The sequence below is a fragment of the Paenibacillus sp. JSM ZJ436 genome (assembly GCF_044383795.1).
GTDB classification, from domain to species: Bacteria; Bacillota; Bacilli; order Paenibacillales; family Paenibacillaceae; genus Paenibacillus_AQ; species Paenibacillus_AQ algicola.
This window is the reverse complement of sequence record NZ_JBISEO010000005.1, coordinates 117,464-143,195: the sequence shown is the minus strand read 5'-3', so window position 1 is coordinate 143,195 and position 25,732 is coordinate 117,464. Positions and strand designations below refer to the sequence as shown.

Genomic DNA, 25,732 nt, shown 5'->3' with positions numbered 1-25,732 from the left:
GAATGCTGAGCTTATTACGATACATGAAGCCGTTTCGGGGAGCTGTGCTGCTGGTGCTGTTATTTACGTTCTTGCAGACGCTGTCCGAGTTGTTTCTGCCAACCTTGATGGCAGATATTGTGGACAAGGGCGTGGTGACCGGCGATATCGCCTTGATCTGGCGCGTTGGCGGGATCATGCTCGCGATTGCGGCAGGAGGCGTGCTCTGCTCCATCGCAGCCAGCTATCTGGCGGCGAGGTCGGCTGCAGGTCTCGGCAAAATTTTACGTCAGAACGTGTTCAGCCACGTCGAGAATTTCTCGCTGCAGGAATTTGACCGCATCGGCACGGCCTCGCTCATTACGCGCACCACGAACGACATCAATCAGGTGCAGCAGGTGACGATCATGATTCTGCGAATGCTGGTGCTGGCGCCGCTCATGTGTATCGGAGGCATCCTGATGGCCGTTTCGCGCGATCCGGGACTGACTACGGTGCTGCTGATTGTGCTGCCGGTGCTGGGTCTGGCGATTTTTCTGATTGCTTCCAAAGGCATTCCGCTCTTCAAAAAAATCCAGGTCAAAATCGACGCCCTCGGGCGGGTCACCCGCGAGGGATTGACCGGCATGCGCGTCATTCGCTCCTTCAACCGCGTCCAGTATGAGGAGAACCGCTTCCAGGAGGCCAACGAGGATCTGACCCAGGTGTCGATCCGGGTGAACAAAATCATGGGCGCCATGATGCCGGTCATGATGCTGGTCATGAATATGGCGACCATCGCCATTGTCTGGTTTGGCGGGGCACGCATTCAGGACGGGTACCTGCAGGTCGGCGATCTCATGGCTTTCCTGCAGTATGCGATGATGATCATGTTCTCGCTGATCATGCTGTCTGTGATGTTCGTCATGATCCCGCGCGCACAGGCATCCGCAGTCCGGATCAATGAGGTGCTGCAAATGCAGCCTGACATTGAGGATCCGAAGACTGCGGCCCCGGCACAGAAGGGGAAGGGCCGGATCTCGTTTCAGGACGTCACCTTTTATTATCCCGGTGCTGAAGCGCCGGCATTATCCAATATTACGTTTGAGGCCCATCCCGGAGAGGTAACGGCGATTATCGGGGGCACAGGCTCCGGCAAATCGACGCTCATTCACCTGATTCCGCGCTTTTACGATGTGACCTCAGGCACAGTCAGCCTGGACGGGGTGGATGTCAGGCAGCTCACCCAGGAGCAGCTTCGGGAAGCCATCGGGTATGTACCGCAGAAGGCTCTGCTATTCACAGGCACGATTGCCGAGAATATTCGCTACGGAAAAGAAGACGCCACCGATGAAGAGGTGGCCCGTGCCGCCGAGATTGCACAGGCCAATGAATTCATATCCGCCATGGAAGGCGGCTACGAGGGATTGATCACCCAAGGCGGGGGCAACGTCTCCGGCGGACAGAAGCAGCGTCTGTCTATTGCGCGGGCACTGGTACGGCGGCCGGAGGTCTATGTGTTTGATGACAGCTTCTCCGCGCTTGACTTCAAGACCGATGCCCGGCTGCGCGCAGCGCTGAAGCAGGAGACCACACAGTCTACCGTCCTGATTGTAGCGCAGCGGGTGAGCACGGTCATGGAAGCGGACCGCATCATCGTGCTGGAGGAAGGCCAAATCGCCGGCATCGGCAAGCATCAGGAGCTTATGGAGACCAGCAGTGTGTACCGTGAGATTGTAGCATCCCAGCTGTCAGAGGAGGAGATCGCATGAGTGGAGAACAACAGATCCGCAGCCAGAATGCCGGCGGACCTCCTCATGGAGGCGCCTCGTCTCATGGCGGAGGGCATCCCCGGGGCGGTGGACATCCCCGCGGGGGCGGTCCCTTCGGAGGCGGACCGCACGGACCGGGTATGCCTGTCGAGAAGCCTAAGGATTTCAAAGGCACCTTCCGGCGGCTGGCCGGCTATCTGAAGCCGCATCGGGGCAAGCTTCTGCTCGTGCTGGCGGCAGCGCTCCTAAGCACGGCCTTCAGTATCGTCAGCCCCAAAATCCTGGGTGAAGCGACCGATGTGCTGTTTGATGGCTGGAAGGCGATTCAGGGAGATCCGGCAGCCAGCATTGACTTTGCCGCACTCCAGCAGATTCTGCTCTGGCTGGGAGGCTTGTACCTGTTGAGCTCCGTATTCGCCTATATCCAGCAATACGTGATGGCAGGGGTTGCCCAGCGCACAGTGTATGATCTTCGGGAAGAAGTGGACCATAAGCTGAGCCGCCTGCCGCTGAAATATTTTGACGCCCGCTCGCACGGGGAGACGCTCAGCCGGGTGACGAACGATATGGACAATATCGCCAGCACCCTGCAGCAGAGCCTGACACAGCTCATTACATCTCTCGTGACCCTGGTCGGCGTCATCGTCATGATGCTCTGGATCAGCCCGCTGATGACGCTGGTCGTGATTCTGACGCTGCCGCTCAGCGTGATCGTCACAATCTCGGTCGCCAAGCGTTCCCAGAAGCAGTTCGCAGACCAGCAGAAGCATCTGGGCCAGCTGAACGGCCATGTGGAGGAGATGTACACGGGGCATCGTGTGGTGAAGGCGTTCGGCCGTGAGAAGCAGAGCATTCAGGAATTTGACAAGGTCAATGACAAGCTGTATGAGGCCGGCTGGAGAGCCCAGTTTATCTCCGGGGTCATTATGCCGCTGATGATGTTTATCGGCAACATCGGCTACGTCATTGTCAGCATTCTGGGCGGCATTCTGGTGACGCGCGGCTCCATCACTGTCGGCGATATTCTCGCCTTTATTCAATATTCCCGTCAGTTTACCCAGCCGATTACCCAGCTGGCGAACATTGCGAATGTGATTCAGTCCACGATTGCTTCCGCAGAACGCGTATTTGAAGTGCTGGATGAAGAGGAGGAGATTCCGGAGGCGGCAGGCTTGCAGCAGACGGCTGCACCGGTCCGGGGCGAGGTACAATTCCGGCAGGTGGCTTTTGGCTATAAGCCGGACCAGCTGCTGATCGAGGATATGAATGTGTCTGTAGCCCCAGGTCAGATGGTCGCGATCGTAGGGCCAACCGGAGCCGGAAAAACAACCCTCATCAACCTGCTTATGCGCTTCTATGAGCTGAACGGCGGGGCGATTACGATTGATGGCACCGACATTACCGACATGAAGCGCAGTGAGCTGCGCGGCTTGTTCGGCATGGTGCTTCAGGACACCTGGCTCTTCAATGGAAGCATCCGGGACAACATTGCTTATGGGCGGGAAGGCGCCAGCGAGGGAGATATTGTACGGGCGGCAGAGGCGGCGCATGCGGATCATTTTATAAGGACGCTTCCGGACGGCTATGATACCGTGCTGAACGAGGAAGCCTCTAACATCTCGCAGGGACAGAAACAGCTTCTGACTATCGCGAGAGCGATCCTGTCCAATCCGTCCATCCTCATTCTGGATGAGGCGACCAGCAGTGTGGATACCCGAACCGAGCTGTATATCCAAAAAGCGATGAAGCAGCTCATGCAGGACCGAACGAGCTTTGTCATCGCCCACCGCCTGTCCACGATCAAGAATGCCGACCTGATTCTCGTCATGAACAAGGGACGCATCGTGGAGCAGGGCAGCCATAAAGAGCTGCTGGCCAAAGAAGGTTTCTATGCCGATCTTTACAACAGCCAATTCAGCGAAAAGCAGCAGGCAGGCTGACGAACACGCAAGTCAAAAAGGGTCCCGGCAAAGGAGAGAAGCTTCTCATCCTGCCCGGGACCCTTTGATGTTATGGGGCTGCAGCCGGCCGGGAGCTCCCGGCCTTGCTCATGACCAGGTCCGCGAACGCTCCGTACAATCCGCCTTGCTGTGCATACTGCTCCTTCAGCGGTGCAGCCGCGCCCTGGTACCGGACATGACCGGCATCCAGAAAAATAACCTCGTCCGCCGACTGCTCCGCCACATTGAGCTGATGCGTCGAGAAGATCACGCTCTGTCCTTCAGAGGCACATTGCGAGACCAGCTCGGCAAAGGCGTTCATCCAGTAGGGATCGAGTCCGTTCGTCGGCTCATCCAGGATCAGCAAGGGCGGTGCCGCGAGCAGGGCCTGAGCGAAGAGCAGCCGCTGGCGCATACCCTTGGAAAAGGCCGCGACCTTCCGGTCCTTCACCTCGCGGAGCCCAGTCCGCTCCAGCAGCTCATGGACTCTGGCCGGCGCTGCGCCCCGGAGAGAGGCGTAGAAGGACAGCGTCTCGTAAGCCGTGAGCGCCTCGCCGAACTGAAAATCATCCGGCATGTACCCGATACTGGCGGCGCATCTCTTGAACTGCCGCTTCCAATTCATGCCCAGCACAGATACCGTGCCGCTGCTGGGGGAGGACAATCCGGCGGCCAGACGGAGCAGCGTGCTTTTGCCCGCGCCGTTGCCGCCGCACAGTGCGAGGATTCGGCCGGCTTCAAGCTTTAGATGGAGCGGCTGGAGCAGGGTTTGCCCTTTGATGACCTTGGAGACCTGCTCTAGCTGCAATACGGCTGTTTCAGACATGGGTTCGCCTCCTTTGCATGATCCAGGCAGACAGGCCCAGCAGCATCATCATCCATACTGTGCTGACACTCAAGAAGATCAGGGTGCCCTCCGGCTGAGCCATCAAGCCGACCCATTTGTAATATTCAGGACCGAGCACCGCTCCGCCGCCCAGCTTGATGACGAGAAACAGCCGGGACAGCTCGGCAGGATTCAGAAAGACCAGTGTCATCAGAACCGGCTTGATCCAGAGGTAGGGCAGCATCCCCAGCACCGCAATGATCAAGGTGGGCCAGCCCAGCACGAGCAGGAACCAGACGGCGACCGAGAGGGTCAAGGCCTGCCAGCGATTGCTGGAAAGGGCGCCGATCAGCAGAGACAGGCTCAAAAAAGAAACAATCAGACAAGCTGAGAACGTGAGAAACAGGATGTAGGTGCTAAAGGTGTATGTCTGTGTCACCAGAAAGCTGACCAGTCCGGAAAGGCCGAAGCCGGCCGCAACAATGATTAGCAGGACAGCCAGTGTGCCTGCAAATTTCCCCGTGACATATCCGCAGGTGCTGATGGGATATGTCGAGAGAAGCTGCCAGCCCCCCTCTTCTCGTTCTGCTGCAATAGAGAAGGAGCCGAGCAGCAGCGCCATGAGCGGAAGCAGATACAGGAGCAGATTCATCACAGCCCCGGTCGTCCCGGTGTACCCTCCGGAGCTTTGCTGCTGGATCAGCAGCAAAGCCAGGCTAAGGAGGACGAACAGAGCCATGAAGGAGTAAGCCCATGCGCTGCGAAAGCCCAGCTTGATTTCCCGGGAAGCCATCGCGGACGCCGCTCTCAGGCTTAGAAAATCCTCCGGCTGATGCTTATTCATGACCCCCGCCTTGCTCAGCCTGGCCATCTCCGTGCTTCTCCTCCCCCTCATGCTGCTGACTGCCGTGCATGTCCTCCATCATATCCATGTTGGACTTCCATTCATGCTCCTCCAGCTGCGCCGCTGTTAACAGCGTTCCGCCGCCGTATTCCTGCATAAACCGCTCGGCACTCGGCTCGTCTTTGAACGATACCATGCCGAACGCCATTGGGGTACGGATGCCATCATCATAAACATAAAAAGCATCCTTCAAATGCAGCCATTCCAGTGTGAAATAATCGCGAACAAACTGGGCTCCGATGTCCTCGGTGCCATGCTCCTGCTTCCACACGTACAGATCGCCGAGATCATCAAACTTTAACGTCCTGTAATCCTTTAGCTGGAGCTGAACCGCATAGGCATTATCCTTGACCTGCATATTGCAGACCGGGCACTTATCGACCTGCTCATCAATCGGGACAGCGGCATATTCCTCTCTGCCGCAGCCCGCGGCAAGCAGTAGCAGCAGGCTTGCGAATACGATCCATGTTATTTTTCTCATGACGAGAACCTCCTGAATTTAAGTATAGTGGCAGATCCGACTCCCAAGAGCAGCAGAGACAACAGCAGCACGCCGGTCTCTGCTTCTCCTTCAGCATTCCTGCTCGCAGGCGGCTCCAGCAATGGGGCAGCATCCCTCAGCCACGTCTCTGCGCCGCTCTGGAACAGCTGCTCCAGCACGGGCATTCCCGGTGACTGGAACAGCAGCTGGAAGGGCGGCACCGGACCAGAAATCTGCAGAAAGAAGGGATTTACCGAGTACGGCAGGCCGCTGAAGCCTGAACCGTCCACATCCAGCGTCGGTGCACTGTCCCAGTAGTTACCGTCTGACGTATTACCGCTGCTATCCACGGCTTGAGCGGCCACGACATTGGCGGTCAAGGTGTTGTTGTGGAGCACATTGTCTGCCGAGCTCAGCATTTGGATGCCGATAAAATTGCTCCGCAGCTCATTGGATAGAAGCCGGTTATTCTCCGAGCCCTGAATATAGAACCCGACCCGATTCCCCTCGGCGATATTGCCGGCAATGGTGGAGTCATACACCTCAAAGAGCAGCAGCCCTTGAGCATTCACGTTCTGACTTTGCTTCTCGAAGCGATTGTTCTGAATACTCGCCTGACGGACACTCATGACCATGGCGCCTGTGATGTTCCCGAAGCCCCGGTTATCCAGCAGCTCCAAATCCTTCGTAAACATGAGGTGAAAGCCGTACCTGGAGCCGGATACCTCATTGTCCACCAGGGAAAGAGAGCTTCCGCCTTCCACATAAATGCCATCCTGCATTCGCTGAATGTCGCTGCCGGTAATAGTAATGCCGCTGGAGTCCAGCAAATCCATGGCATTGCCCCGGGAAGACCCCGGCTGCTGGCTGCCCAGAATGGTCATGTCCCGGAGTGTAATGTCCTTCGCCTGCCTCAGATTTACACCAGCCCCCAGTGTCTTGATGGTGAGGCCAGACAGCCTGCTCTCTGAAATTTGCTGCAGCAGCACCGCCGGAATAGCGGGGTCCCGGTGTAAATGGACTAGGTTCATCCCCTCCAGGTTAATTCCGCTTGAGAGAAGCGTCAGGACGGGCTCCGAGGTCTCGTTCACGATCTTGACATCTTTGCCCTGCAGCGTAAGCGGCTTGTCAATAACAGCAGGACCGCTGTACGTGGTTGGCTCCAGGGTAAGGATCTCCCCGGGCTGAGCTTGATCTAGGAGCGGCTGAAGCGGAACGGGGCTCTCCTCCGCGTCAGCGGACATTCCCAGCGGCAGCAAGACTGCAGCCATGACCGTTAACAGCAAAAAGGCACGGAGCACCGTGCCTGGGCGGAGAAACTGCATGATGAGAAAGCCTCCTTTCCTCCGGCCGGTTTTTTTATCCATCCTAGAGGAAAGGGGGACTGGTGGGTATAGCTCGAAAGAGTCATTTCACCCAGCCCTGATCGTACGCATAGCGGGTCAGCTGAACCCGATTGTCGAGATGGAGCTTCTGCATAATGTTCTTGAGATGGTTCTTGACGGTGTGCTCGGAGATCACCAGCTCCGTAGAGATGTCCCGATTGCTTTTTCCTTTGGCAACCTGCTCCAGAATTTCCTGCTCCCTTGGGGTCAGCGGAGAACGCTCACTGGCCGGTGGCCGGGTGGAGAATTCTTTCAGCAGCTGTACGGCCAGCTCACGGGTCAACGGCGCCTCATCGAGCGCAACGGCTCTGACGTATTCCAGCCAGGCTCCTGGCGTAATGTTCTTCAGCAGATAGCCCTGGGCGCCCTGCTTGATGGCCTCGAACAGATCGGTAATATCATCAGAAACGGTGACCATAATGATCTTGACGTAGGGGTAATTGTTCTTGATCTGACGGGTGGCTTCCAGGCCCGACATGCCTGGCATATTGATGTCCATCAGAATGACGTCGGGCATGTAGACAGCGGTATGCTCCAGGGCCTCCTGCCCGGTTTGTGCCTCGGCAACGACCTCGAATGACGGCTCCGGCTCCAGCAGCTCGCGCATGCCCTCCCGCGCGTGGCGGTGATCGTCTGCGATAAGAATTCGTATCGGCTGCATCAGAGGTCCTCCCTGCTGCTCGTGATGGACAGCACCGTCCGGCCTTCCCGCCGCGCGAGGTTCATGCCCCAGCCCAGCTGTCTGGCGCGCTCGCGGACAATTCGCAGGCCGAAGCGACGCGGGTCCTCCAGCTGCTGTGCATCCATGCCGTGTCCGTTATCCTGGATCGCTACGCGCCAGCCTCCGTCCGGTGTGGACAAGCCCTGCACATAGACCTCGCTCGCCTCGGCATGCTTCCGAATGTTCTGCAGGCCTTCCCGCACCGAGGAGTAGAGTTCCACCTTCTCCTTGGCGCTCAAGGAAGCCTCTGGAATGCTCCATTCCATGATGACCGGAATGCCATGCTCCTCCTCAAATTGGACAATAAGCCGCTGAAGGGAGTCCTGCCAGCTTGACATTTCATGCTCCGGCTCCTTACGCAGGCTGCTGATGGCCTGCCTGACATAATCGTTGAGCTCCTGAGTGACCTGGTGGAGGCCGGGGTAGCTTGCAGCGGCGGCCTCCGTTTCGGCGGCTTTCAGCTTGTCGACCTTGACGCCAAGCAGAAAGAGCGACTGGGCCATGCCGTCATGAAGCTCCCGCGCTACGGCCTCGCGCTCCTGCAGCGCGGCTTTGGCCGACTGCTCCTCACGAAGCTGTGCCTGCAGCTGCTCCATGCGCTGAAACAGCTTCAGGAGCAGGGTCACGCTGACGAGAAAGACGAGCAGCGGTGCCAGCCAGTTCCCGAGCTCCATGGAAATATAGGGAAGCAGATATTCGTGGCGCACAAACTCCCAGATCGCAATGGTCAGCGTGGGAATGACCAGAATCAAAATTTTAATATGCTTATAGTTCATGGCAAAGCCACCTTTTAGGATAGAATCTGGTCTCATCATACCATAGGACAAGAGAGATTTTGGCCAAAACAAAATGAACCCGCTTTGCCGCAAGTTTCTGCAAAGGTCTGCCCCCTGTGCGTGATATGCTTGATTAATAGAAGGCTCTTCAAGGGTAAAGAATAGCAATATGTCTTGCATGTGACAATGTACATATCGGTAAAGGAGTGTTTCACATGTATAATCGGGCGATGCTGATTTATAACGGAAAGGCGGGACAGCAGGATTGGGCCGGGCTGCTGGGCAGCGTGAGTGCGATTATTGCTCCGGCCGTCCGGGAGCTTCTCCTCTATCAGACCTTGAAGCCCGGTGACGGGGAGCAGGTATGCAGGGAGCGGGGGGAAGAGTTTGATCTGGTGTTCATTATGGGCGGTGACGGCACCGTACATGAGTGTATTAATGGCCTTGCGCGTCTGCAGGCGCCGCCGCTGATCGGCATCATACCGGCAGGTACCTGCAACGACTTCGCCAGGTCGCTCAATCTGCCGCCGGACCCGCTGCTGGCGGCTCAGCAGCTGCTTCAAGGCCGCCACCGCTATGTGGATCTGGGCGTAGCGGGGGATCGGGTGTTTACAAATTTTTACGGCATTGGCCTCATTACGGAAGCGTCCGATAACATCTCCTCCGGCCTGAAAGGGGCGCTGGGTAAGATCAGTTATTTCATCAGCACCCTGCAGACCGTGCGTTCTGCCGAGCCGTTCCGCTACAGGCTGGAATGGGAGGGCGGTACGCTGGAGGATGAAGCAGTCATGATTTATGTGTCCAACGGACGTTTTCTGGGCACACAGCCTTTACCGTTCCCGAACAATGCTCTGGAAGATGGAAAGCTGGACGTCATGGTGATCCGAGAAGCCGGTCTGCCCCTGCTCAAAGAGCTGCTTAGCCGCAAGAATCAGGAGGACTGGCAGCCTGGAGACGAGAGCATCTCTTACTTCCAGGCCTCCTCACTAGAACTGTCCACCGCTCATCCGATGAAGGCAGACATGGACGGAGAGAAGTATCTGGATACGCCCGCGACGCTTCAGGTATCGTCACAGGCGCTGCAGTTTCTGACCGGGTAAGCGCGCTGACCTCTTCTTATCGCTTCAGTCCTAGCCAGAACATATCAATTATGTCCCGGGCTAGCTTGGACGCCGGCGTTCCCTTAGCGATCTCCCGGTTGCCGACCATCAGCACGGACGAGATCGCATGGGCCGCGAGAAGGGGGTCCATATCGCGGATTTCCTTGGACTCCATGCCCCGGCGAAGATGCTCGGCGAGAATATCGTGAATGTCGTCTTCAGCGCGGTGGATCTCGTTCAGCTGCTCTGGGGACAGTGAAGAGCGAGCCTCTCTCATGATGGTCTCGAAATCGGCATGATGTCGGCTCAGCTTGGTTTCGGCCAGCAGAATCAGCCGCTCCCGCAGAGACATTTCTTGATCTAGAAGAGCCGCGGTGCGCTGGCTGACCCGGTGCATGACGGCTGTCAGTGCAGCAGTAAACAGCTCCGGCTTTCCCTTGTAGTAGTAATATATAGAGGCCTTCGTAATCCCGCAGGCCTTGGCAATCTGCTGCAAGGACACGGCTTCATAACCAAGCTCCATAAACAGCATAGAGGCTTTGATTAATACGGTTTCCTGCACCGACGGCTCCTGATCCTTCCGCTTGGGTCTGCCGGGAGATCGGAGATTGGATGACATAGTTGGATCCTTCTTTCTTCGCAATCTAATATTGGATTTGATAATTAACCTTCCGGTATATATAATTAATTTCAGCTTCGAGAGCTGCCTTGTTAGCGAGATAATAAACTCGTTATTCCCGGGTGAAACCCGAACAGGCGGCTATAAACAAGATTTTGACAAAACCGCGTGCCTTTTTCAAGTGCACGAAGCTGAAATGCGCGTACAAGCGCCAGAAAGAAGGGAGAATAAGGAAATGAAAGAGCATGGCTTCGGCCGATGGGTGGCTGGTCCCAAGACCAAATGGATTACACTCTTAGTATGGATTGCACTGGTTGCTATTTTGAGCATGGCCTGGCCGATGGTCAACGAGAAGGAGATCAACAATGCGCCAAATCTGCCGGAGGACAGCCTGTCCGTGCAGGCAGAACAGGTTGCCGCGCGCGAGTTCCCCAGCGGAGAAGGGGTTCCGGCGCTGCTCGTATGGCAGCGGACCGGCGGCTTGACGGATGAGGATCTCGGCGTCATTCAGCAGCTGTATGGGAAGCTGTCGGCAAGTCCGGTGCCTTATCAGCTGCCGGAGGTCATTCCCTTTGACAAGCTGCCGCTGCCGGCATTGAAGCAGCAGCTGTCGGAGAACGGGAGCAGCCTTGTGACCCCTGTATTTTTTGAAGAATCGGCAGGGGCGAAGGAGACGGAAGAAGGTCTGGAGCAAATCCAGGAGCTGACGAAGGACATCGCCGGAGCCAATCCGTTCGAGGAGAGCCTTGGAGGAGAGGAGCTCACCGCCCGGGTAACTGGCCCTGCCGGAATTTCGGTGGATGCCACCGGCTTGTTCGAGGATGCGGATGTCTCGCTGCTGATCGCGACCGTGCTCATCGTGCTCGTCATCCTGCTGTTGATTTACCGCTCACCGATTCTGGCCCTTATTCCTCTCGTGGCTGTAGGCTTCGCTTATGGCGTCATCAGTCCCGTGCTGGGCTTTCTGGCCGGCGAGGGCTGGATTACGGTTGACAGCCAGGCCATTGCCATTATGACGGTCCTGCTGTTCGGCGCAGGAACAGACTACTGCCTGTTCCTCATCTCCCGTTTCCGTCAGGATCTGCGGGAAGAGGAGAGCAAGAGCGGCGCCTTGTTCCGGGCGATGACTCAGTCCTCCGGCGCCATTGCCATGAGCGGCATTACAGTCGTCATTGCCATGCTGGCGCTGCTGTTTGCCCAATACGGCGCCTATTACCGGTTCGCCATTCCATTCAGCTTGGCAATTCTGATTATGTTCATTGCCAGCCTGACACTCGTGCCGGCGCTGCTGGCCATTCTGGGCCGCGCCTCATTCTTCCCGTTCGTCCCGCGGACGCCGGCGATGGAAGAAGAGCGCGCCAAGCGCAGAAACAAGCCGGTCAAGCACCGCAAGGTCCAGTCGGACAACTGGATCGGACGCCTGGTGACTACCCGTCCCTGGACGGTTGTCCTGACCGGGGTCGTCCTGCTCGGCGGTCTTGCCGCTTTTACACCGCAGTTGAAATTTACGTATGACATTCTATCCTCATTTCCGGAGGATATGCCTTCCCGGGAAGGCTTCAGCATTATTGCCGAAGAATTTACACCCGGTGAACTCGCTCCCGTCAAAGTGATGCTGGATACAGAAGGCCAGGAAATCAATATTCAGGGCATCCTGGAATCCCAGTCCTTCGTCAGCCAGGCAGGAGAGCCGGCAGAAGGAGCGGAGAATCCGAATATTAAGGCAGTCGATGTGGAATTGGCCATGAATCCGTATGATCTGGAGGCCATGCATCTGATTCCCGACATTCGCAGTCTCGCCGAGAGTGCACTGACCGAGGCTGGCATCCAGGACGCGGCCTCCAAGGTATGGGTGTCCGGGCAAACGGCAGTGCAGTACGATACCGAGCTGATCGGTGACCGCGACACCCGGATTATTATTCCGGTCGTCATCGGCATGATTACACTGCTGCTTCTCTTGTATTTACGCTCTGTCGTAGCTACCGTGTATCTGGTGCTGACCGTCATCCTGTCCTATTTCTCGGCACTGGGACTGGGCTGGATCGTGCTTCATTACGGCTGGGGAGCGGAGGCCATTCAAGGCTCCATTCCGCTGTATTCCTTCGTATTCCTAGTTGCACTGGGCGAAGACTACAACATCTTTATGATCTCTAGCATCTGGAAAAAAAGCCGGCACATGCCGCTGAAGCAAGCTATCCGCGAGGGTGTGCATGAAACCGGCTCGGTCATCACCTCTGCCGGCCTGATCCTTGCGGCAACGTTTGCCGTACTGGCTACGCTGCCGATTCAGGTGCTCGTGCAGTTTGGTGTTATTACTGCGATCGGCGTTCTGCTGGACACCTTTATCGTTCGTCCTTTCATCGTACCGGCAATTACGAACCTGCTGGGCCGCCGCGCCTTCTGGCCTGGCAAGGCTCCGTATGAGGAAGGGGCCGCTGTCAAGGAGCAGGCCTGATTAGATCTTGGCCTTGCTGGAGAGGATAAGCCGGAGCGTCCTGATCGGGAGCTCCGGCTTTTTTTACACCCAGCGTTGTAACTTTCCTGTGTATTGCTCTACAATGAGGAAATCACAGGCGGAAGGAATGCATCTATGTTAAACAACAGGTTCAGACTGAAGGAACGAGATACAACGCTCAAGACCGAAATGGTCGCGGGCCTGACGGTGTTTCTCACCGTAGCTTATATTATCATTGTCAACCCGATGATTCTGAAGGACGCGGGTGTGCCGTTTGATCAGAGCTTTACGGCCACCATTGCTGCCGCAGTAATCGGAACGATGTTTATGGCCTGGTTCGCCAATTATCCAGTCGTCATCGCCCCGGCGATGGGACTGAATGCTTATTTTACGTACTCTGTCGTAGGCGGTCATGATATCCCGTACACGGTCGGCTTCTCGGCCGTTTTTGTGTCGGGAATTATATTTCTGCTGATCTCCATGACTTCACTGCGGACACGGCTGATCCATGCGATCCCCGACAATCTGAAGCATGCGATCGCTGCAGGCATCGGGCTGTTCATTGCCTTTATCGGCATGCGGCTCTCCGGCATCATTGCGGATCATGAGACCAATCTCGTGACGCTAGGGGACTTTACCGAGCCGGGGGTAGCGCTGACGCTGACCGGGATTGCGATCACGATTGCGCTGTTCGCTTTGAATGTGCAGGGGGCTCTGTTTGTCGGGATGATCCTGACCGGTATCATTGCGTGGTTCACAGGACAGCTTCACTTTAATCAGGGGCTGGTATCGTTGCCGAGGCTGCCAGAGGGAATTCTGGTCTTTAATCCCGTGGCTTCGGTACAGCAGGTTATTGAATACGGCTTATACAGTGTCGTATTCTCGTTTCTGCTGGTGATGCTGTTTGATACCACAGGGGCGATGCTGGCCATTCTGAAGCAGGCAGGACTGCTGCGTGACGGCAAGCTGGAGAAAGCGGGCAGTGCGTTTGCTGCCGATTCCGTCGGCACCATGGTCGGCTCCATGCTGGGCACAAGCCCGACAGCGGCGACGGTAGAATCGGCGGCCGGTGTTGGAGCCGGAGGCAAGACCGGCATTACGGGACTGACGGTGGCGGCCTTATTCGGGGTCGCTGCTTTTTTCAGCCCGCTGATCGGGTCTCTGTCAGGGGTAGCGGCTATTACGGCACCGAGCCTGATTATTGTCGGCTGCATGATGATTCGCAGTGTGTCTGACATCGAGTGGAATGATTTTGAGGAAGCCTTTCCGGCGTTTCTGGTCATCATCAGCATGCCGCTGACGTCAAGCATCGCGAACGGGATTGCGCTCGGCTTCATTTCTTATCCGGTCATGAAGATCGCGAAGCGCAAGTTCAGGGATGTGCACCCCTTCGTCTATGTATTTGCCGTACTCTTTCTGGTGCAGCTGATTTTCTTTGCCCATAACTAAATCTCTTTAAGGGTGATAGGACCGGGGATTGCAGCAGGCAAGCGGGATGCAGGGGGCCGGATTGAGGTCAGGGAATATGTCTCAGAGCATTGCATATCCTGTATCATGTCTCTTATAATGATGTGAGTATTGGGTAAGGGAGCCATGAATGAATTTGAAGAAATCCGTATTGAACCGATTGGTTTCGGACATGCTGCTCCGGTCGGGAAGCGGAGTTGCGGTGAAGCTGGAGTCCCGTTTTCCGGGGGGCCGATTAATCGGCGGGAAATACGGAATGGACGCTCACGCGGTAACGATGTATACCGAGGTTATTCAGCAGCAGTGCCTGCAGTTGTTTGGGTCGCTGGAGTCTGTCTACGATTACTTTACAGTAGTGTTTGCCCACGAGCTGGGACACGCGATGGATGACGAGCTGTCCGTTATGATTGAACGCCTGGATGCCGCCGAGGATGAGCGCGCCCGGACCGAGATTGCGCTGCAGATCGAAGAGAAGGCCTGGAGCTACGCCAGAGGATGGCTGACCGAGGTCGATCCCTCCTTCATCAGCGTTATCATTGAACAGTCACTTGCAGCCTATCACGAAGAACTGGCACCGGTGACCGCTTAATGCGGACATTGTGCTGACATGTTAAACAGGCAGGAGATACCCTGGCCGGATGCTATAGGAATGAACCTGTAGCAGTATCGGCGAAAGGGAGCTCCTGCCTTTTTTTTGTATATACTTAATCTTCGTGGTCCAGCTTGCGCAGCGGCTCGATCGCCGGCCCTTCCAGCACTTTACCGTCAAATCCGAACCGCGAGCCGTGGCACGGACAGTCCCATGACCGTTCGCCGTCATTCCACTCCGTCTCGCAGCCCATATGAGTACAGGTCGTATCCACCAGAAACAGCTGACCCTGCTCGTCACGGTAAGCCCCCGCACGCTGCCCGTGATGGCGGACGACTGCGGCCTCACCCGGCTTCACCTCACTGATCTTGGCATGGCTCAGATCCAGCTTGCCGGAGATAAGCTCCTTCGCCACACCTGCCCCCTGAGTCACGAGGTTCTTGATCGATGGATCAGCCTTGAACCGGGACGGTGAGAACAAGCTGCTGAAGCGGTTGTCTCTTCCCAGAATCTGATCTCTCAGCAGAAGCGCTGCCGCTGTTCCGTTACTCATGCCCCACTTGCGGTAGCCGGTCGCGACGAAGATGCGGTCCTCCTTCGAGGTGAGCGGTCCAATGTACGGAAGGTTGTCGATGGTAATCAGATCCTGGGTGGACCAGCGGTACGGAATAGCCGAGGCGCCCAGCAGGTTGCCGCCGAATACCTCCAGCTTCTCGTAGTGTCCGTGCGTGCATGGACTGCGTCCGGTGACATGGTCTTCCCCGCCGACCAGAACCAGCTCCTCTCCGGCATAGCTGACCGATCGAAGAGATCGGGAAGGCTGATCCACACTCAAATACATGCCGCCCGGATAAGCGGTTTCCGGCTTGATGGCCACGACGTAGGACCTTTCCACATGCAGCCGGGCAAAATACATGCCCTTCCCGTCATAGAACGGAAAATGGGAGGCCGAAATGGCATGCTGACACGTAACCTGATGATGTCCGCGCTCGGTGTACAGCTTAACAGGGCCCTCTGTCTCGGCCTGCTCATCCATCGTCGTATTCTCATAAATTTTTCCGCCCAGCTTCAGGAACTCCTCCACCAAGCGCTTTAAATAAGCCAGCGGATGAAAGCGGTACTGCCCAGGCATTTTGATCGCGCCGGTAATTTGCATCGGCAGCGGCAGCCGGTCCAGCCACTCCCCCGGAATGCCCAGCTTCTGATACGCCTGGTATTCCTCCTCCAGCTGGGATTTTTTCTTATCCTCTTCCGTTGTGTAAATGTATGCATCCTCTTCCACCCAGTCGCATTCCGCATTCAGCTCACGCGTCATCGCCTTCATCCAATCCATCGCTTCCGTCTGGGCTTCATAATACAGCCGGGCCTGCTCCTCGCCAAAATGCTGCATCAGCTCATTGTAAATCAGTCCATGCTGCGCCGTAACCTTGGCGGTCGTGAAGCCGGTAGCCCCGTCCAGAATTCGCCCCGCATCCAGCAGAACGACGTTTTTTCCTTCCTTGGCCAGGAGATAAGCCGCTGTAATGCCCGTAATTCCGGCACCGACAATAGCAACCTCGGTCTCGATATCCTCCGCCAGCCTTGGAAAAGCCGGCAGCTCTGTCGTCGCCCTCCATAAAGATTCCGGCAGCTGCGGCAGTTCGCTGTGTCCCTTCATTGGACCGTCCATCGTATCGCCTCCATTGATCGGTATCTTTGTCATCCATTATTACCACCGACAGGGTAAAAGAAACGACTGCCTGGACCAGCATTTTTGAAAAAAGCGAGGACTTCTCGCCAAGCTTCATACATAATTTAGCCGCTCAATGAAAAAAATACCTGTCATCAGCAAAGGAAGATGGAATCCGGAAGGAGACAGGATGGATGAAATCCGGAACAACGACAGAAAGCGAAGACACCCTGCAGTGGCTGCAGCAGCAGCTGGAGGAGATGGGGGATAAAGAGGTGTGCACCTTATCCAGCGGGGAAGAGCAGCTGAGCATGGTGTATTTGAAATCGATGACCGATCCCTCGCTCATTCAAGAGCAGCTGGTAAACCGGTTCTATGAGATGGACAGCCTGGAGCAATATCAGCAGTATATGGATTCCTTCCCCTCCATTCAGCAGCCTCAGTCGAAAGAGGAAGCTATAGAGGCGCTGCTGAAGGGCTCGGTGGTGCTGTTTATCAGGGAGCACATCTATTTGTTTAATGCACTCAAGGTGCAGGGCTCCAGTGTGTCCGAGGCTAGCACGGAGAATGTGATCCAGGGCCCGACCGACTCTTTTACAGAGGATATAGACATCAATATGAACTTGATCCGGCGCCGCTATCAAAGTGTGGATCTCAAATCAGAGTATATGAGCATTGGCAAGGTGTCACAGACCCGGATTGCCATTGTCTATGATACAACCCGGGTAGATCATGCCGTACTAAAGGAGCTGAGGGAGAGGCTGGGCAATATTGACGCTGACGTGATTCAAGCGGCATCGGAAATTGAGCGTTTTTCGATGAAGCCGAGATGGCGTCTGTTCCCGACGATGATGGTCAGTGAGCGTCCCGACCGGACGGTCCTGAATTTGTCTCAGGGTAAAATCGTGGTGCTGATGGATACGACCGGCTACGCCGTGCTGCTGCCAGCCATCTTCAATGATTTCTTCACGGCCATGGATGACCAGATCCAGCTGCCGCCGGTAGGGTGGTTCCTGAAGACAATCCGCTACATTGGCTTGCTGGCGACATTGCTGCTGCCCGCGTTCTATATCGCATTTACCTCCTATAATCCCGAGATTCTAAAAATGCAGATCGCGCTCCTGATCGCCGGCAGCCGGGCGACGGTGCCCTATCCCTCGTTCATGGAGGTGCTGTTCATGCTGCTCGCCATGGAGTTTCTGATTGAGGCCAGTGTGCGGCTTCCCAAGGCGATCGGACCCACGGCTACGACCGTAGGCGGCTTGATTCTGGGAACGGCTGCGACGGAAGCGGGGCTTGTAAGCAATATCATGATCATTATCGTAGCGGCCGTCGCGATTTCCAACTTCGTAATCCCGGTCTCGATGATGAGCTTTGGCATCCGTGTGACGAAATATATATTTATCGGACTGGCCACCTTCTTCGGTCTTGTAGGCATCGTGCTGGGAATTATCGGCCTGATTGTCTACCTTACGAGTCTGCGCAGCTTTGGTCAGCCATATCTGAAAATGTTCGCCATCCGCAAGCTGACAGGGGAGGGCAAATAATGGTCAAGAATGTCTATTTCTACTACCTGTTTCTGCTCAACGCGCTGATGAATCTGGTTAATTTCGTGCCGCGGATCTTAATTCATGACCGGTTCAGGGGCTCGGTGCTGGGAGTCATGGTTGCGATCCCGATTGGGCTGGTCACAATCGCACTGTTTGTCCGTATGATTCAGAAATTTCCGGGCATGGGCGTCCCGGAAATCTTCGCGAAATATATGTCGCGCTGGATCTACAAGCCGCTGCTATTCATGCTGGCGTTTGTCTGGTTCTATGCCAGTGCGGTGACGCTGGTCGGCTTCGTGGATGTGACCGGGCGATATATCAGCCCGGATGTATCTCCGTACGCGATTCTGATCGGATTTCTGATCCTCGTAAGCCTGAGTGCGCGCAGAGGCAGTGAGTCACTTCTGTACGCGCTGGAGATTGTACTTTTCATTATGGTGCCCTTAATCATTTATATGACCTACCGCGGACTGAGCAGCCCGTACTTTCAATGGGATGCGGTTCGGCAGGCCATGACCTTTATGGGTCATGCACCGACGCTCACCTCGATTGCGGGGGCTACGTATATCTTTAGCGGATATGCGAATCTGGTCATCTTCAACCGCGTGTTTGAAAAGGTACAGGTCCGTAAATTTTGGGTCATTGCTGCAATCGGTGCCTTGATCGTCGTCATGGCTATGTTTGCACCGATCGGATTACTGGGCGTGGAGGGGGCTGGTTACCACGTATATCCTTCCTTTTCCACAGTCGATTCTCTGCGTATCCGGTATTTCATTATTGAGCGGATGACCTATGTGTTCTATGTCGTTTACCTCTCACTCTCCCTCGTAAACTCCATTATCCATTGGCATGTTGCCAAGGAGCTCGTGCTCGGGGTGTTCCGGCAGCACAAATCGTCCGAAGGCGGGTGTCCGAAGGAGGAGAAGTCACAGAGCCGACTGGCCTGGTGGGTGCTGGGTATCTTCTCCGCGCTCGTGCTGGGAGCGGCTTATCTGGTTGATCAATTCTCTAACAATACAATGGCGGTCTGGTTTCTGAATACCCGGTTCTTTGCCGAAATGCTGCTCCTCCTCCTGCTCGGCTATTGTGTGCTGAAAAGGAGGTCGGCGGCGTGAGCTTGAGAACATTACGGAAGAGGGTCCTGATCCTGCTCTGCTTGTGCTCGCTTCTGATATCCGGCTGTGAGTTCCGGGACATTGACCTGCGGCTGTTCATTGTGGCCATGGGTGTGGATGTGGTAGAGGACCGTCCCGAGATGCTGCGCTATACGTTCAAGATTGCCGTGCCGACAGGAGACCCCAAGTCCGGAGAGCTGAAGTCTATTATTATTCAGCAGGAGTCATCCTCTGTAGCGAGAGCCGTAAGAGAAATCAAATCCAAGGTGGACAAGGAGCTGGATTTCGCGCACTGCCGCGTCCTGCTGCTGGGCGAAGCCTACGCCCGGAAAGGAATTCGGGACGTGGAGGAATGGATTATCCGCCGGCGGGATACGCAGCTCATTATGTATCCGGCGGTAGCGGTGCCGGATGCCAAGACCATTCTGAACATCAGCCCCGCTACCGAGCGGATTGCCGGCAACGCGAAGGCGCTGGCACTCAGTGAGGAAGGGACTGAGTCGCCATACATTGCCAAGACGTATTTATTTGATGTGGACCGCCGCGTGCGGGAAAGCGGAATTGATCCCTATATGCCGGTCATTACAGTGGATAACAAGGAAGAAGGCGTGCTGAACATTAACAAGACGGCTCTCATGGATAAGGAGCGGGTGAAGCTGATGCTGGAGCCGGAGGAGAGCAAGCTGTTGAACGTGCTGATGATCCGGAACCTGCTGACAGATCTCGGAACGACGATGAACGGCAGCCGCTATGAAATGAACGTGGACCGCAGCCGGGCCAGGTTCAAGATTGTAGTTCCGGAGCCAGGCAAGGAAGAAATTCAATATAAGCTGACGATTGGCGGCAACCTGGAGGAGAAGGAAGACTACGATCAGCTGACTCACAGCGAGTTGAGGGAGCTGGAGCAGGCATTTAATGAGAGTCTGTCGCAAGAGGTCACGAAGCTGCTGGAGAAGATTCGGGAAACCGGCACCGATCCGTTAGGCTTCGGGCTGAGATACTTTGCCACGCACTGGAATAACAATACCGAGAAGCAGCAGTGGGAAGCCATGTATCCGCACATTACGTTCAAGGTAGAGGTGGATACGCAGATTAAGGGAACAGGCTATAGCCGTTAAAGGGGGATATTTCCACACCGGGAACCGGGAAGCGCACGGTGCAGCAGACATCCAGGACGTGCTTTTAGAGGTCCGTGAATGGTAGAATAAAGAGGTACCTATCATCACAGCGGGAGGTTATATGAATGGAATTTAGAAGACTTGGCGCAAGCGGTCTCAAGGTAAGTGACATCAGTCTCGGAAGCTGGCTGACCTACGGAGGTTATGTGGAGCGGGAGAATGCCGTGAAATCCATTCAGACCGCCTATGGGCTCGGTGTGAATTTTTTTGATACGGCGAATGTGTATGAACGGGGTGCAGCGGAGGTGGTCGTGGGAGAAACACTTCGGGCATTTCCAAGGGAATCCTACGTGCTGGCGACCAAGGTGTTCGGCAGAATGGGAGACGGCGTAAATGACCAGGGCTTGTCGCGCAAGCATATTATGGAGCAGTGTGACGCCAGCTTGAAGCGCCTGGGCATGGATTACATTGATATATACTACTGCCACCGGTTTCATCAGGACACACCGGTCCAGGAAACGCTTCGTGCTTTGGATGACCTGGTGCGCAGCGGCAAGGTGCTGTATGTCGGCGTGAGCATGTGGACTGCGGCACAGCTGGAGGAGGCTCTGGCGGTGGCGGACCGGCTGCTGCTGGACCGGATCGTGGTGAACCAGCCGCTGTACAATATGTTTGATCGGGAGATCGAGAAGGAAATTATTCCGCTGGGCGAGCAAAAAGGAATTGGACAAGTGGTGTATTCTCCACTGGCTCAAGGCCTGCTGACCGGCAAGTACACTTCTGCCTCCAAAGAGGAAATGCCTCAGGACAGCCGCGCCGCTAAGCTGGGCGCCGATCGGATGAAGCTGAATGGGGATAGAATCGAGAGGGTTCATCAGCTGACGGCGATTGCCAATGAGCTGGATATGACCATGAGCCAGCTGGCGCTGGCCTGGGTGCTCCGTCAGCAGAACGTCAGCAGTGCCCTTGTAGGAGCAAGCCGTCCGGAGCAGGTGGAGGAGAATGTGAGTGCCTCTGGCATCAAGCTCAGTGAGGATATCGTTCAGGCGATCGAGAGCATTCTGACCGCCTGAACCCGGCGGCGGGTCTGCACCGGCTCAGGCTTGAGCTGAGCCGGTACACACCCGGTTCCGTCCCTCCTGCTTGGCCCGGTACAGCTCCTCGTCGGCCTGATGAAGCAGCTCCTGCACATCATCACATTTCAGCGTGTCCGGGTAAACGGCAACGCCGGCAGACACGGTCACTTTCAGGGCGGTGCCATCGCCCAGCATGAACACATGCTGCTCGACCGCCCTGCGGATCTTATCCGCCAGCAGTGTCACCTCGTGAGAGGCCAGGCGGGGAACGAGAACAGTAAATTCCTCGCCCCCGTTCCGGGATACCTCATCCGTAGGGCGAGCGTGCAGCTTCAAGAGCGAGCTCAGCTGCTTTAGAACGACATCTCCGGCCGCGTGACCGTAGGTGTCGTTTATTTTTTTGAAATGATCTATATCGAGGGCAATAACGCCCAGCGGCTCCTGGCTTCGCCGCGCTTGCCGGAAATGCTGGTTCAGCAGCAGCTCGAATTGGCGGAGATTATGCAGGCTGGTCAGGTGATCGGTTTGAGCCTGCAGCGTCATCCGGGCGAACAGCCGGTTCGAGGCGAGAGAATATTCCAGCAAGGCATAGATGACGAGTGTAGCTGCTGTAGAAATGCTTAAGTATATGGCAACGACTTCCAGCAGCAGCTCGTGGACGTTGATCGTCAGCACGATCGAGATCACGATAATCGAGATCAGATTCATGATCAGTAGCTTCTGAAGGCGCTTCCCGGTATGTAAGGCGATAAGGGCGCAGAGCACAGCGATCACAAGCATGCCCGCACCGGCGATTATGGATACCTGGCTCAGACCGAACAGCACAATCCGGCCAGCCGTGATAAGCACCCCGGAAATGAGCGAGGGAAGCCAGCCCACGTAGCCCGCAACGATCACAATCGCCAGATGCCGCAGGTCGGATATGACTTCATCGTTAATGGGAAAAGAATAATGCATGAGGATAATGCCGTACATTCCGAACATGGTGCCGGAAACGAGCTGTACCCGCAGGCTCGGCGCCTCCAGGCTGTATACATATTTAGTGGATAGCAGGCCGGTCAGATAAAGAAAGGTTACCAGCACACAGGCATTGATAAACAATATATTGACCAAGAATTCGACATTCCCTTCCGAAGCATGCCCTCCATGAAGAGAGCTGCCAACAGCACATTTTCTTTATATTACGAAAAGAAACGAATGGTGTCGATATGCGGTTTCATATTTTACCAATGAACAGGGCTTTAGTCCCGGGTTAGGATGGGAAAGGGTTGACTGAAGCTCCATCAAGATTTATACTTGATCTAAAAATAAATTAAATAAAGGGTGAGACCTTTGAGAGCATTAAATTTAACAACACAGCGCCAGGCGGTGTTTGATGTCGTGCGGGATTCGGAAGACCATCCTACCGCTTCGGATATTATGAACCGCTTGGTGGAGAAGGGATATAATCTGGCGTACGGCACGGTTTATAACTCGCTGCGCTATTTGACCGATAAGCAAATGATCCGGGAGCTGAAGCTGGGGGAGAGCGCAAGCCGCTATGATGCCCGCACGGACGAGCATCAGCATATTATGTGTGAGGTATGCGGCAAGGTGGATGAGGTCATGACCGAGGTTCCGCCGGAATGGAACCGCGTGGTCGCGGAAGAGACAGGCTATACCATTAATCATGCCCATGTGGTATTCGGAGGAGTGTGTCCCGAATGTCAAACCAAGCGAAGCAAGTAGCACAGGCAAGAGGCGGACTCGTCTCTTTTGCAGGAACATCCTGGCCAGAGCCATACAGCAAGCCGCTGGAGGAATTATCCTGCCCGGTGTCTCTATACCGCGCGGCGATGCTGAGCCGCCAGCCGGGACGCGTACATGAGCTGGGGCTTATTTTGTCGGAGCATTGCTTTGATGTCATGATGATGCGCAGATGGGAGCCCCGCCTGACCTCGGCCCTTACCGCCGGTCTTGTGATCGCCGATCTGACGCATTGCGATACGCCGGGACAATTTGACGAGGAGTGCGTGATGCTCATGCCGGAGGGAGTCCAGCTTCCTGTCATGTACCTTGTTAACGAGACGCTGATGAACAGCGCCAGCACGTCCATGCTGGACAAGGAGCTTCTGGTTTGGCCGGCCCGTTCTGCGCAGACCCTGATGTATCAGATTCAGCGCAGCATTCGTGTTTATGCCGCGTCTCAGCCGGAGGTCATGTCAGAATCGCCGAGCCGGGAGGTCTATAAGGACCTGTGGATTGACCGCGACAAGATGACCGTGCAGCGCCGGGCTCTCCCCGTGCATCTGACGAAGACGGAGTACAGCCTGCTTATCCTGCTGCTTGACAGCAAAGGCGCAGTGCGCACGCGTGAGGACCTGATGAGTGAAATCTGGGACACCGATTTTCTCGGAGGCAGCAATGTAGTGGACGTCCATATCAAAAGCCTGCGCAAAAAGCTCGGTGACCATGCCGGTGCGCCGCAATATATAGCAACCGTAAGAGGAGTCGGATACCGCCTGGCGGACTGACTCCTTTTTTTGCACAGAAACAGGCCGTCAGGCTGCTCCATGCTTATGCTCATTCATGAAATCTTCATGCTTGAATCATAAAGCCCTCATAAACCAATCAGCTAACCCTCATGAAAGGCTCATGGATTGCTCATGCATGAACCCGCCTCTCAATGCTACAATCAGTTTATAAATTTAGATCCAGTCTAAAATCAAATTCATAATAACGGAGGCATACATCTATGAATACGAGATTAACGACCAATCAGGGCGCTCCTGTAGGTGACAATCAGCATTCCAAAACCGCAGGTCAGCGCGGCCCGACACTCTTGGAGGATTACCATCTGCTGGAGAAGCTCGCTCACTTTGACCGTGAGCGGATTCCGGAGCGTGTTGTGCACGCCCGCGGCGCCGGAGCGCATGGTGTATTTGTGACCGAGAACAGCATGAAATCCCACACCCGGGCTGCTTTTCTGCAGGAGGCGGGACAGGAGACGCCGGTATTCGTCCGCTTCTCTACCGTGATCCACGGTGTCGGCTCGCCGGAAACTGCCCGTGATCCGAGAGGCTTCGCGGTGAAGTTCTATACCGAAGAAGGCAACTATGATATTGTCGGCAACCACCTTCCGGTCTTCTTCATTCGCGATGCTATGAAATTCCCGGATATGGTTCATTCCCTGAAGCCGGCACCGGATACTAACATTCAGGACCCTGGCCGGTACTGGGACTTCATGACGCTTACACCGGAATCGACGCATATGATGACCTGGCTGTTCTCCGATCACGGGACGCCGGCTAATTACCGGCAGATGGACGGATTTGGCGTCCATTCCTTCAAGTGGGTGAACGCAGAGGGCAAGGTTACGTATGTGAAATACAAGTGGGAATCGCTGCAGGGTGTAGAAACCTTCACGGCGGATGAGGCGGGAGCCATGCAGGGACGCGACTTCAACCATGCAACCCGCGATTTGCGGGAGCATATTGAGCAGGGACAGTTCCCGCAGTGGCGCCTGCAGGTGCAGATGATGCTGCCGGAAGAAATGGATGCCCTGGCGTTTGATCCGCTGGACCCGACCAAAACCTGGCCGGAGGACCGCTTCCCAATGCATACGGTCGGCACGATGACGCTGAACCGCAACCCGGATAATTTCTTTGCTGAGGTGGAGCAGTCGGCCTTCTCCCCAAGCGTGCTCGTGCCGGGCATTGAGCCGTCAGAGGATAAGCTGCTGCAGGGACGCCTGTTCTCCTACCCGGACACCCAGCGCCATCGTCTGGGCGCGAACTACCTGCAGATTCCGATCAACTGCCCGTATGCTCCGGTTCGCAATCATCAGCGCGATGGTCTGATGAACGTGAAGCAGGACCCGTCACCGGTAAACTATGAGCCGAACAGCTACACCTCAGGACCGTCGGAGGATCACGCATACCGGGAGAGCGAAAGTCCGCTCCATGGCAGCACGGTGCGCCAGCGGATTCAGAAGACCGATGACTACACACAAGCGGGAGAGCTGTACCGCTCCTTCACCGAGCAGGGCAAAGCCAGCCTTCTGCACAACCTGATTCAGGATCTGAGCCAGGTGAAGCACGATATTCAAATGCGGGCGCTGTGCCACTTCTTCCAGGCAGACCGGGAGCTGGGCATGAAGCTGTCGCAAGGGCTGGGAATAGATATTAGCGGCCATATGTCCGGACCGCAAGCTTAATCAAGAATGAAATCAG

At 55.7% G+C, this 25,732-nt stretch carries 22 protein-coding genes; 13 read left to right on the top strand and 9 right to left on the bottom strand.

The genetic code is table 11. From position 1 onward, the window contains the following. Positions 1–2: 2 nt before the first annotated feature. Together ACH6EH_RS08770 and ACH6EH_RS08765 are read left to right on the top strand one after the other, a co-directional pair. Positions 3–1,730: an ABC transporter ATP-binding protein gene (locus tag ACH6EH_RS08770; RefSeq protein WP_397332009.1), complete on the top strand. Its 1,728-nt coding sequence runs from the start codon at positions 3–5 to the stop codon at positions 1,728–1,730. Further along, complete coding sequence (locus ACH6EH_RS08765; RefSeq protein ID WP_397332008.1) at positions 1,727–3,670, top strand: ABC transporter ATP-binding protein; 1,944 nt, start codon at positions 1,727–1,729, stop codon at positions 3,668–3,670. Before ACH6EH_RS08770 ends, ACH6EH_RS08765 begins: the two co-directional genes overlap by 4 nt. Positions 3,671–3,740: 70 nt before the next feature. Here ACH6EH_RS08765 and ACH6EH_RS08760 read toward each other — a convergent pair whose 3' ends face one another. The 6 genes from ACH6EH_RS08760 to ACH6EH_RS08735 all read right to left on the bottom strand — a co-directional run bounded on the left by ACH6EH_RS08760 (position 3,741) and on the right by ACH6EH_RS08735 (position 8,763). Then, positions 3,741–4,496 carry an ABC transporter ATP-binding protein gene (locus tag ACH6EH_RS08760; RefSeq protein WP_397332007.1) on the bottom strand — a complete coding sequence of 252 codons (756 nt, stop codon included), beginning with the start codon at positions 4,494–4,496 and terminating at the stop codon, positions 3,741–3,743. Next, complete coding sequence (locus tag ACH6EH_RS08755) at positions 4,489–5,367, bottom strand: ABC transporter permease (protein WP_397332006.1); 879 nt, start codon at positions 5,365–5,367, stop codon at positions 4,489–4,491. Before ACH6EH_RS08755 ends, ACH6EH_RS08760 begins: the two co-directional genes overlap by 8 nt. Then, positions 5,333–5,881: a nitrous oxide reductase accessory protein NosL gene (locus ACH6EH_RS08750; RefSeq protein ID WP_397332005.1), complete on the bottom strand. Its 549-nt coding sequence runs from the start codon at positions 5,879–5,881 to the stop codon at positions 5,333–5,335. Before ACH6EH_RS08750 ends, ACH6EH_RS08755 begins: the two co-directional genes overlap by 35 nt. Next, positions 5,878–7,206: a right-handed parallel beta-helix repeat-containing protein gene (locus ACH6EH_RS08745; RefSeq protein ID WP_397332004.1), complete on the bottom strand. Its 1,329-nt coding sequence runs from the start codon at positions 7,204–7,206 to the stop codon at positions 5,878–5,880. The genes ACH6EH_RS08750 and ACH6EH_RS08745 overlap by 4 nt, the downstream gene beginning before the upstream one ends. Before the next feature lie 82 nt (positions 7,207–7,288). Beyond that, positions 7,289–7,927: a response regulator gene (locus ACH6EH_RS08740; protein WP_138227347.1), complete on the bottom strand. Its 639-nt coding sequence runs from the start codon at positions 7,925–7,927 to the stop codon at positions 7,289–7,291. Beyond that, a complete protein-coding gene (locus ACH6EH_RS08735) occupies positions 7,927–8,763 on the bottom strand; it encodes a sensor histidine kinase (protein WP_397332003.1) in 837 nt (278 codons plus the stop codon). The genes ACH6EH_RS08740 and ACH6EH_RS08735 overlap by 1 nt, the downstream gene beginning before the upstream one ends. A gap of 215 nt (positions 8,764–8,978) precedes the next feature. Here ACH6EH_RS08735 and ACH6EH_RS08730 point away from each other — a divergent pair, with 215 nt between their 5' ends. Continuing rightward, positions 8,979–9,863, top strand: a complete 885-nt coding sequence (locus tag ACH6EH_RS08730; RefSeq protein ID WP_397332002.1) for a diacylglycerol/lipid kinase family protein — start codon at positions 8,979–8,981, stop codon at positions 9,861–9,863. A 16-nt stretch (positions 9,864–9,879) separates the two neighbouring features. Here the strand turns inward: ACH6EH_RS08730 and ACH6EH_RS08725 are convergent, their stop codons facing one another. Then, a complete protein-coding gene (locus tag ACH6EH_RS08725; protein WP_397332001.1) occupies positions 9,880–10,482 on the bottom strand; it encodes a TetR/AcrR family transcriptional regulator in 603 nt (200 codons plus the stop codon). Between the two features lie 235 nt (positions 10,483–10,717). Here ACH6EH_RS08725 and ACH6EH_RS08720 point away from each other — a divergent pair, with 235 nt between their 5' ends. The 3 genes from ACH6EH_RS08720 to ACH6EH_RS08710 all read left to right on the top strand — a co-directional run bounded on the left by ACH6EH_RS08720 (position 10,718) and on the right by ACH6EH_RS08710 (position 14,993). Then, a complete protein-coding gene (locus ACH6EH_RS08720) occupies positions 10,718–12,937 on the top strand; it encodes an MMPL family transporter (protein ID WP_397332000.1) in 2,220 nt (739 codons plus the stop codon). 135 nt (positions 12,938–13,072) lie between these two features. Beyond that, the gene (locus ACH6EH_RS08715) at positions 13,073–14,386 is read left to right on the top strand and encodes an NCS2 family permease (protein ID WP_397331999.1); all 1,314 of its coding nucleotides are present in this window, start codon (positions 13,073–13,075) and stop codon (positions 14,384–14,386) included. Between the two features lie 148 nt (positions 14,387–14,534). Beyond that, positions 14,535–14,993, top strand: coding sequence for a hypothetical protein (locus ACH6EH_RS08710; RefSeq protein WP_233281070.1), 459 nt, complete (start codon positions 14,535–14,537; stop codon positions 14,991–14,993). 115 nt (positions 14,994–15,108) lie between these two features. On the opposite strand, the gene ACH6EH_RS08705 is transcribed toward ACH6EH_RS08710, so the two are convergent. Further along, positions 15,109–16,695 carry an FAD-dependent oxidoreductase gene (locus tag ACH6EH_RS08705; protein ID WP_397331998.1) on the bottom strand — a complete coding sequence of 529 codons (1,587 nt, stop codon included), beginning with the start codon at positions 16,693–16,695 and terminating at the stop codon, positions 15,109–15,111. Between the two features lie 161 nt (positions 16,696–16,856). Between ACH6EH_RS08705 and ACH6EH_RS08700 the strand changes: the two genes are divergently transcribed. The 4 genes from ACH6EH_RS08700 (at position 16,857) to ACH6EH_RS08685 (ending at position 21,518) form a co-directional block, all read left to right on the top strand. Further along, a complete protein-coding gene (locus tag ACH6EH_RS08700; RefSeq protein ID WP_397331997.1) occupies positions 16,857–18,209 on the top strand; it encodes a spore germination protein in 1,353 nt (450 codons plus the stop codon). Beyond that, the gene (locus tag ACH6EH_RS08695; RefSeq protein WP_397331996.1) at positions 18,209–19,327 is read left to right on the top strand and encodes a GerAB/ArcD/ProY family transporter; all 1,119 of its coding nucleotides are present in this window, start codon (positions 18,209–18,211) and stop codon (positions 19,325–19,327) included. The genes ACH6EH_RS08700 and ACH6EH_RS08695 overlap by 1 nt, the downstream gene beginning before the upstream one ends. Beyond that, positions 19,324–20,445 carry a Ger(x)C family spore germination protein gene (locus ACH6EH_RS08690; protein ID WP_397331995.1) on the top strand — a complete coding sequence of 374 codons (1,122 nt, stop codon included), beginning with the start codon at positions 19,324–19,326 and terminating at the stop codon, positions 20,443–20,445. Before ACH6EH_RS08695 ends, ACH6EH_RS08690 begins: the two co-directional genes overlap by 4 nt. Positions 20,446–20,570: 125 nt before the next feature. Beyond that, positions 20,571–21,518: an aldo/keto reductase family protein gene (locus ACH6EH_RS08685; RefSeq protein WP_397331994.1), complete on the top strand. Its 948-nt coding sequence runs from the start codon at positions 20,571–20,573 to the stop codon at positions 21,516–21,518. 24 nt (positions 21,519–21,542) lie between these two features. Here the strand turns inward: ACH6EH_RS08685 and ACH6EH_RS08680 are convergent, their stop codons facing one another. Beyond that, a complete protein-coding gene (locus ACH6EH_RS08680; protein ID WP_397331993.1) occupies positions 21,543–22,634 on the bottom strand; it encodes a diguanylate cyclase in 1,092 nt (363 codons plus the stop codon). Positions 22,635–22,853: 219 nt separating this feature from the next. Between ACH6EH_RS08680 and ACH6EH_RS08675 the strand changes: the two genes are divergently transcribed. The 3 genes from ACH6EH_RS08675 to ACH6EH_RS08665 all read left to right on the top strand — a co-directional run bounded on the left by ACH6EH_RS08675 (position 22,854) and on the right by ACH6EH_RS08665 (position 25,716). Continuing rightward, entirely contained in the window at positions 22,854–23,249 is a 396-nt protein-coding gene (locus ACH6EH_RS08675) for a Fur family transcriptional regulator (RefSeq protein ID WP_138227337.1), read from the top strand. Then, positions 23,225–24,034 (top strand): winged helix-turn-helix domain-containing protein, encoded by an 810-nt coding sequence (locus ACH6EH_RS08670; RefSeq protein ID WP_397331992.1) that lies wholly within the window; start codon positions 23,225–23,227, stop codon positions 24,032–24,034. Before ACH6EH_RS08675 ends, ACH6EH_RS08670 begins: the two co-directional genes overlap by 25 nt. 221 nt (positions 24,035–24,255) lie before the next feature. Further along, positions 24,256–25,716, top strand: a complete 1,461-nt coding sequence (locus tag ACH6EH_RS08665) for a catalase (RefSeq protein ID WP_397331991.1) — start codon at positions 24,256–24,258, stop codon at positions 25,714–25,716. The last annotated feature ends 16 nt before the right edge of the window (positions 25,717–25,732 follow it).

Coding starts and splice junctions, on each gene's coding strand:
- ACH6EH_RS08770 (WP_397332009.1), top strand. CDS start 3: ATGCTGAGCTTATTACGATACATGAAGCCGTTTCGGGGAGCTGTGCTG.
- ACH6EH_RS08765 (WP_397332008.1), top strand. CDS start 1,727: ATGAGTGGAGAACAACAGATCCGCAGCCAGAATGCCGGCGGACCTCCT.
- ACH6EH_RS08760 (WP_397332007.1), bottom strand. CDS start 4,496: ATGTCTGAAACAGCCGTATTGCAGCTAGAGCAGGTCTCCAAGGTCATC.
- ACH6EH_RS08755 (WP_397332006.1), bottom strand. CDS start 5,367: ATGGCCAGGCTGAGCAAGGCGGGGGTCATGAATAAGCATCAGCCGGAG.
- ACH6EH_RS08750 (WP_397332005.1), bottom strand. CDS start 5,881: ATGAGAAAAATAACATGGATCGTATTCGCAAGCCTGCTGCTACTGCTT.
- ACH6EH_RS08745 (WP_397332004.1), bottom strand. CDS start 7,206: ATGCAGTTTCTCCGCCCAGGCACGGTGCTCCGTGCCTTTTTGCTGTTA.
- ACH6EH_RS08740 (WP_138227347.1), bottom strand. CDS start 7,927: ATGCAGCCGATACGAATTCTTATCGCAGACGATCACCGCCACGCGCGG.
- ACH6EH_RS08735 (WP_397332003.1), bottom strand. CDS start 8,763: ATGAACTATAAGCATATTAAAATTTTGATTCTGGTCATTCCCACGCTG.
- ACH6EH_RS08730 (WP_397332002.1), top strand. CDS start 8,979: ATGTATAATCGGGCGATGCTGATTTATAACGGAAAGGCGGGACAGCAG.
- ACH6EH_RS08725 (WP_397332001.1), bottom strand. CDS start 10,482: ATGTCATCCAATCTCCGATCTCCCGGCAGACCCAAGCGGAAGGATCAG.
- ACH6EH_RS08720 (WP_397332000.1), top strand. CDS start 10,718: ATGAAAGAGCATGGCTTCGGCCGATGGGTGGCTGGTCCCAAGACCAAA.
- ACH6EH_RS08715 (WP_397331999.1), top strand. CDS start 13,073: ATGTTAAACAACAGGTTCAGACTGAAGGAACGAGATACAACGCTCAAG.
- ACH6EH_RS08710 (WP_233281070.1), top strand. CDS start 14,535: ATGAATTTGAAGAAATCCGTATTGAACCGATTGGTTTCGGACATGCTG.
- ACH6EH_RS08705 (WP_397331998.1), bottom strand. CDS start 16,695: ATGACAAAGATACCGATCAATGGAGGCGATACGATGGACGGTCCAATG.
- ACH6EH_RS08700 (WP_397331997.1), top strand. CDS start 16,857: ATGAAATCCGGAACAACGACAGAAAGCGAAGACACCCTGCAGTGGCTG.
- ACH6EH_RS08695 (WP_397331996.1), top strand. CDS start 18,209: ATGGTCAAGAATGTCTATTTCTACTACCTGTTTCTGCTCAACGCGCTG.
- ACH6EH_RS08685 (WP_397331994.1), top strand. CDS start 20,571: ATGGAATTTAGAAGACTTGGCGCAAGCGGTCTCAAGGTAAGTGACATC.
- ACH6EH_RS08670 (WP_397331992.1), top strand. CDS start 23,225: ATGTCAAACCAAGCGAAGCAAGTAGCACAGGCAAGAGGCGGACTCGTC.
- ACH6EH_RS08665 (WP_397331991.1), top strand. CDS start 24,256: ATGAATACGAGATTAACGACCAATCAGGGCGCTCCTGTAGGTGACAAT.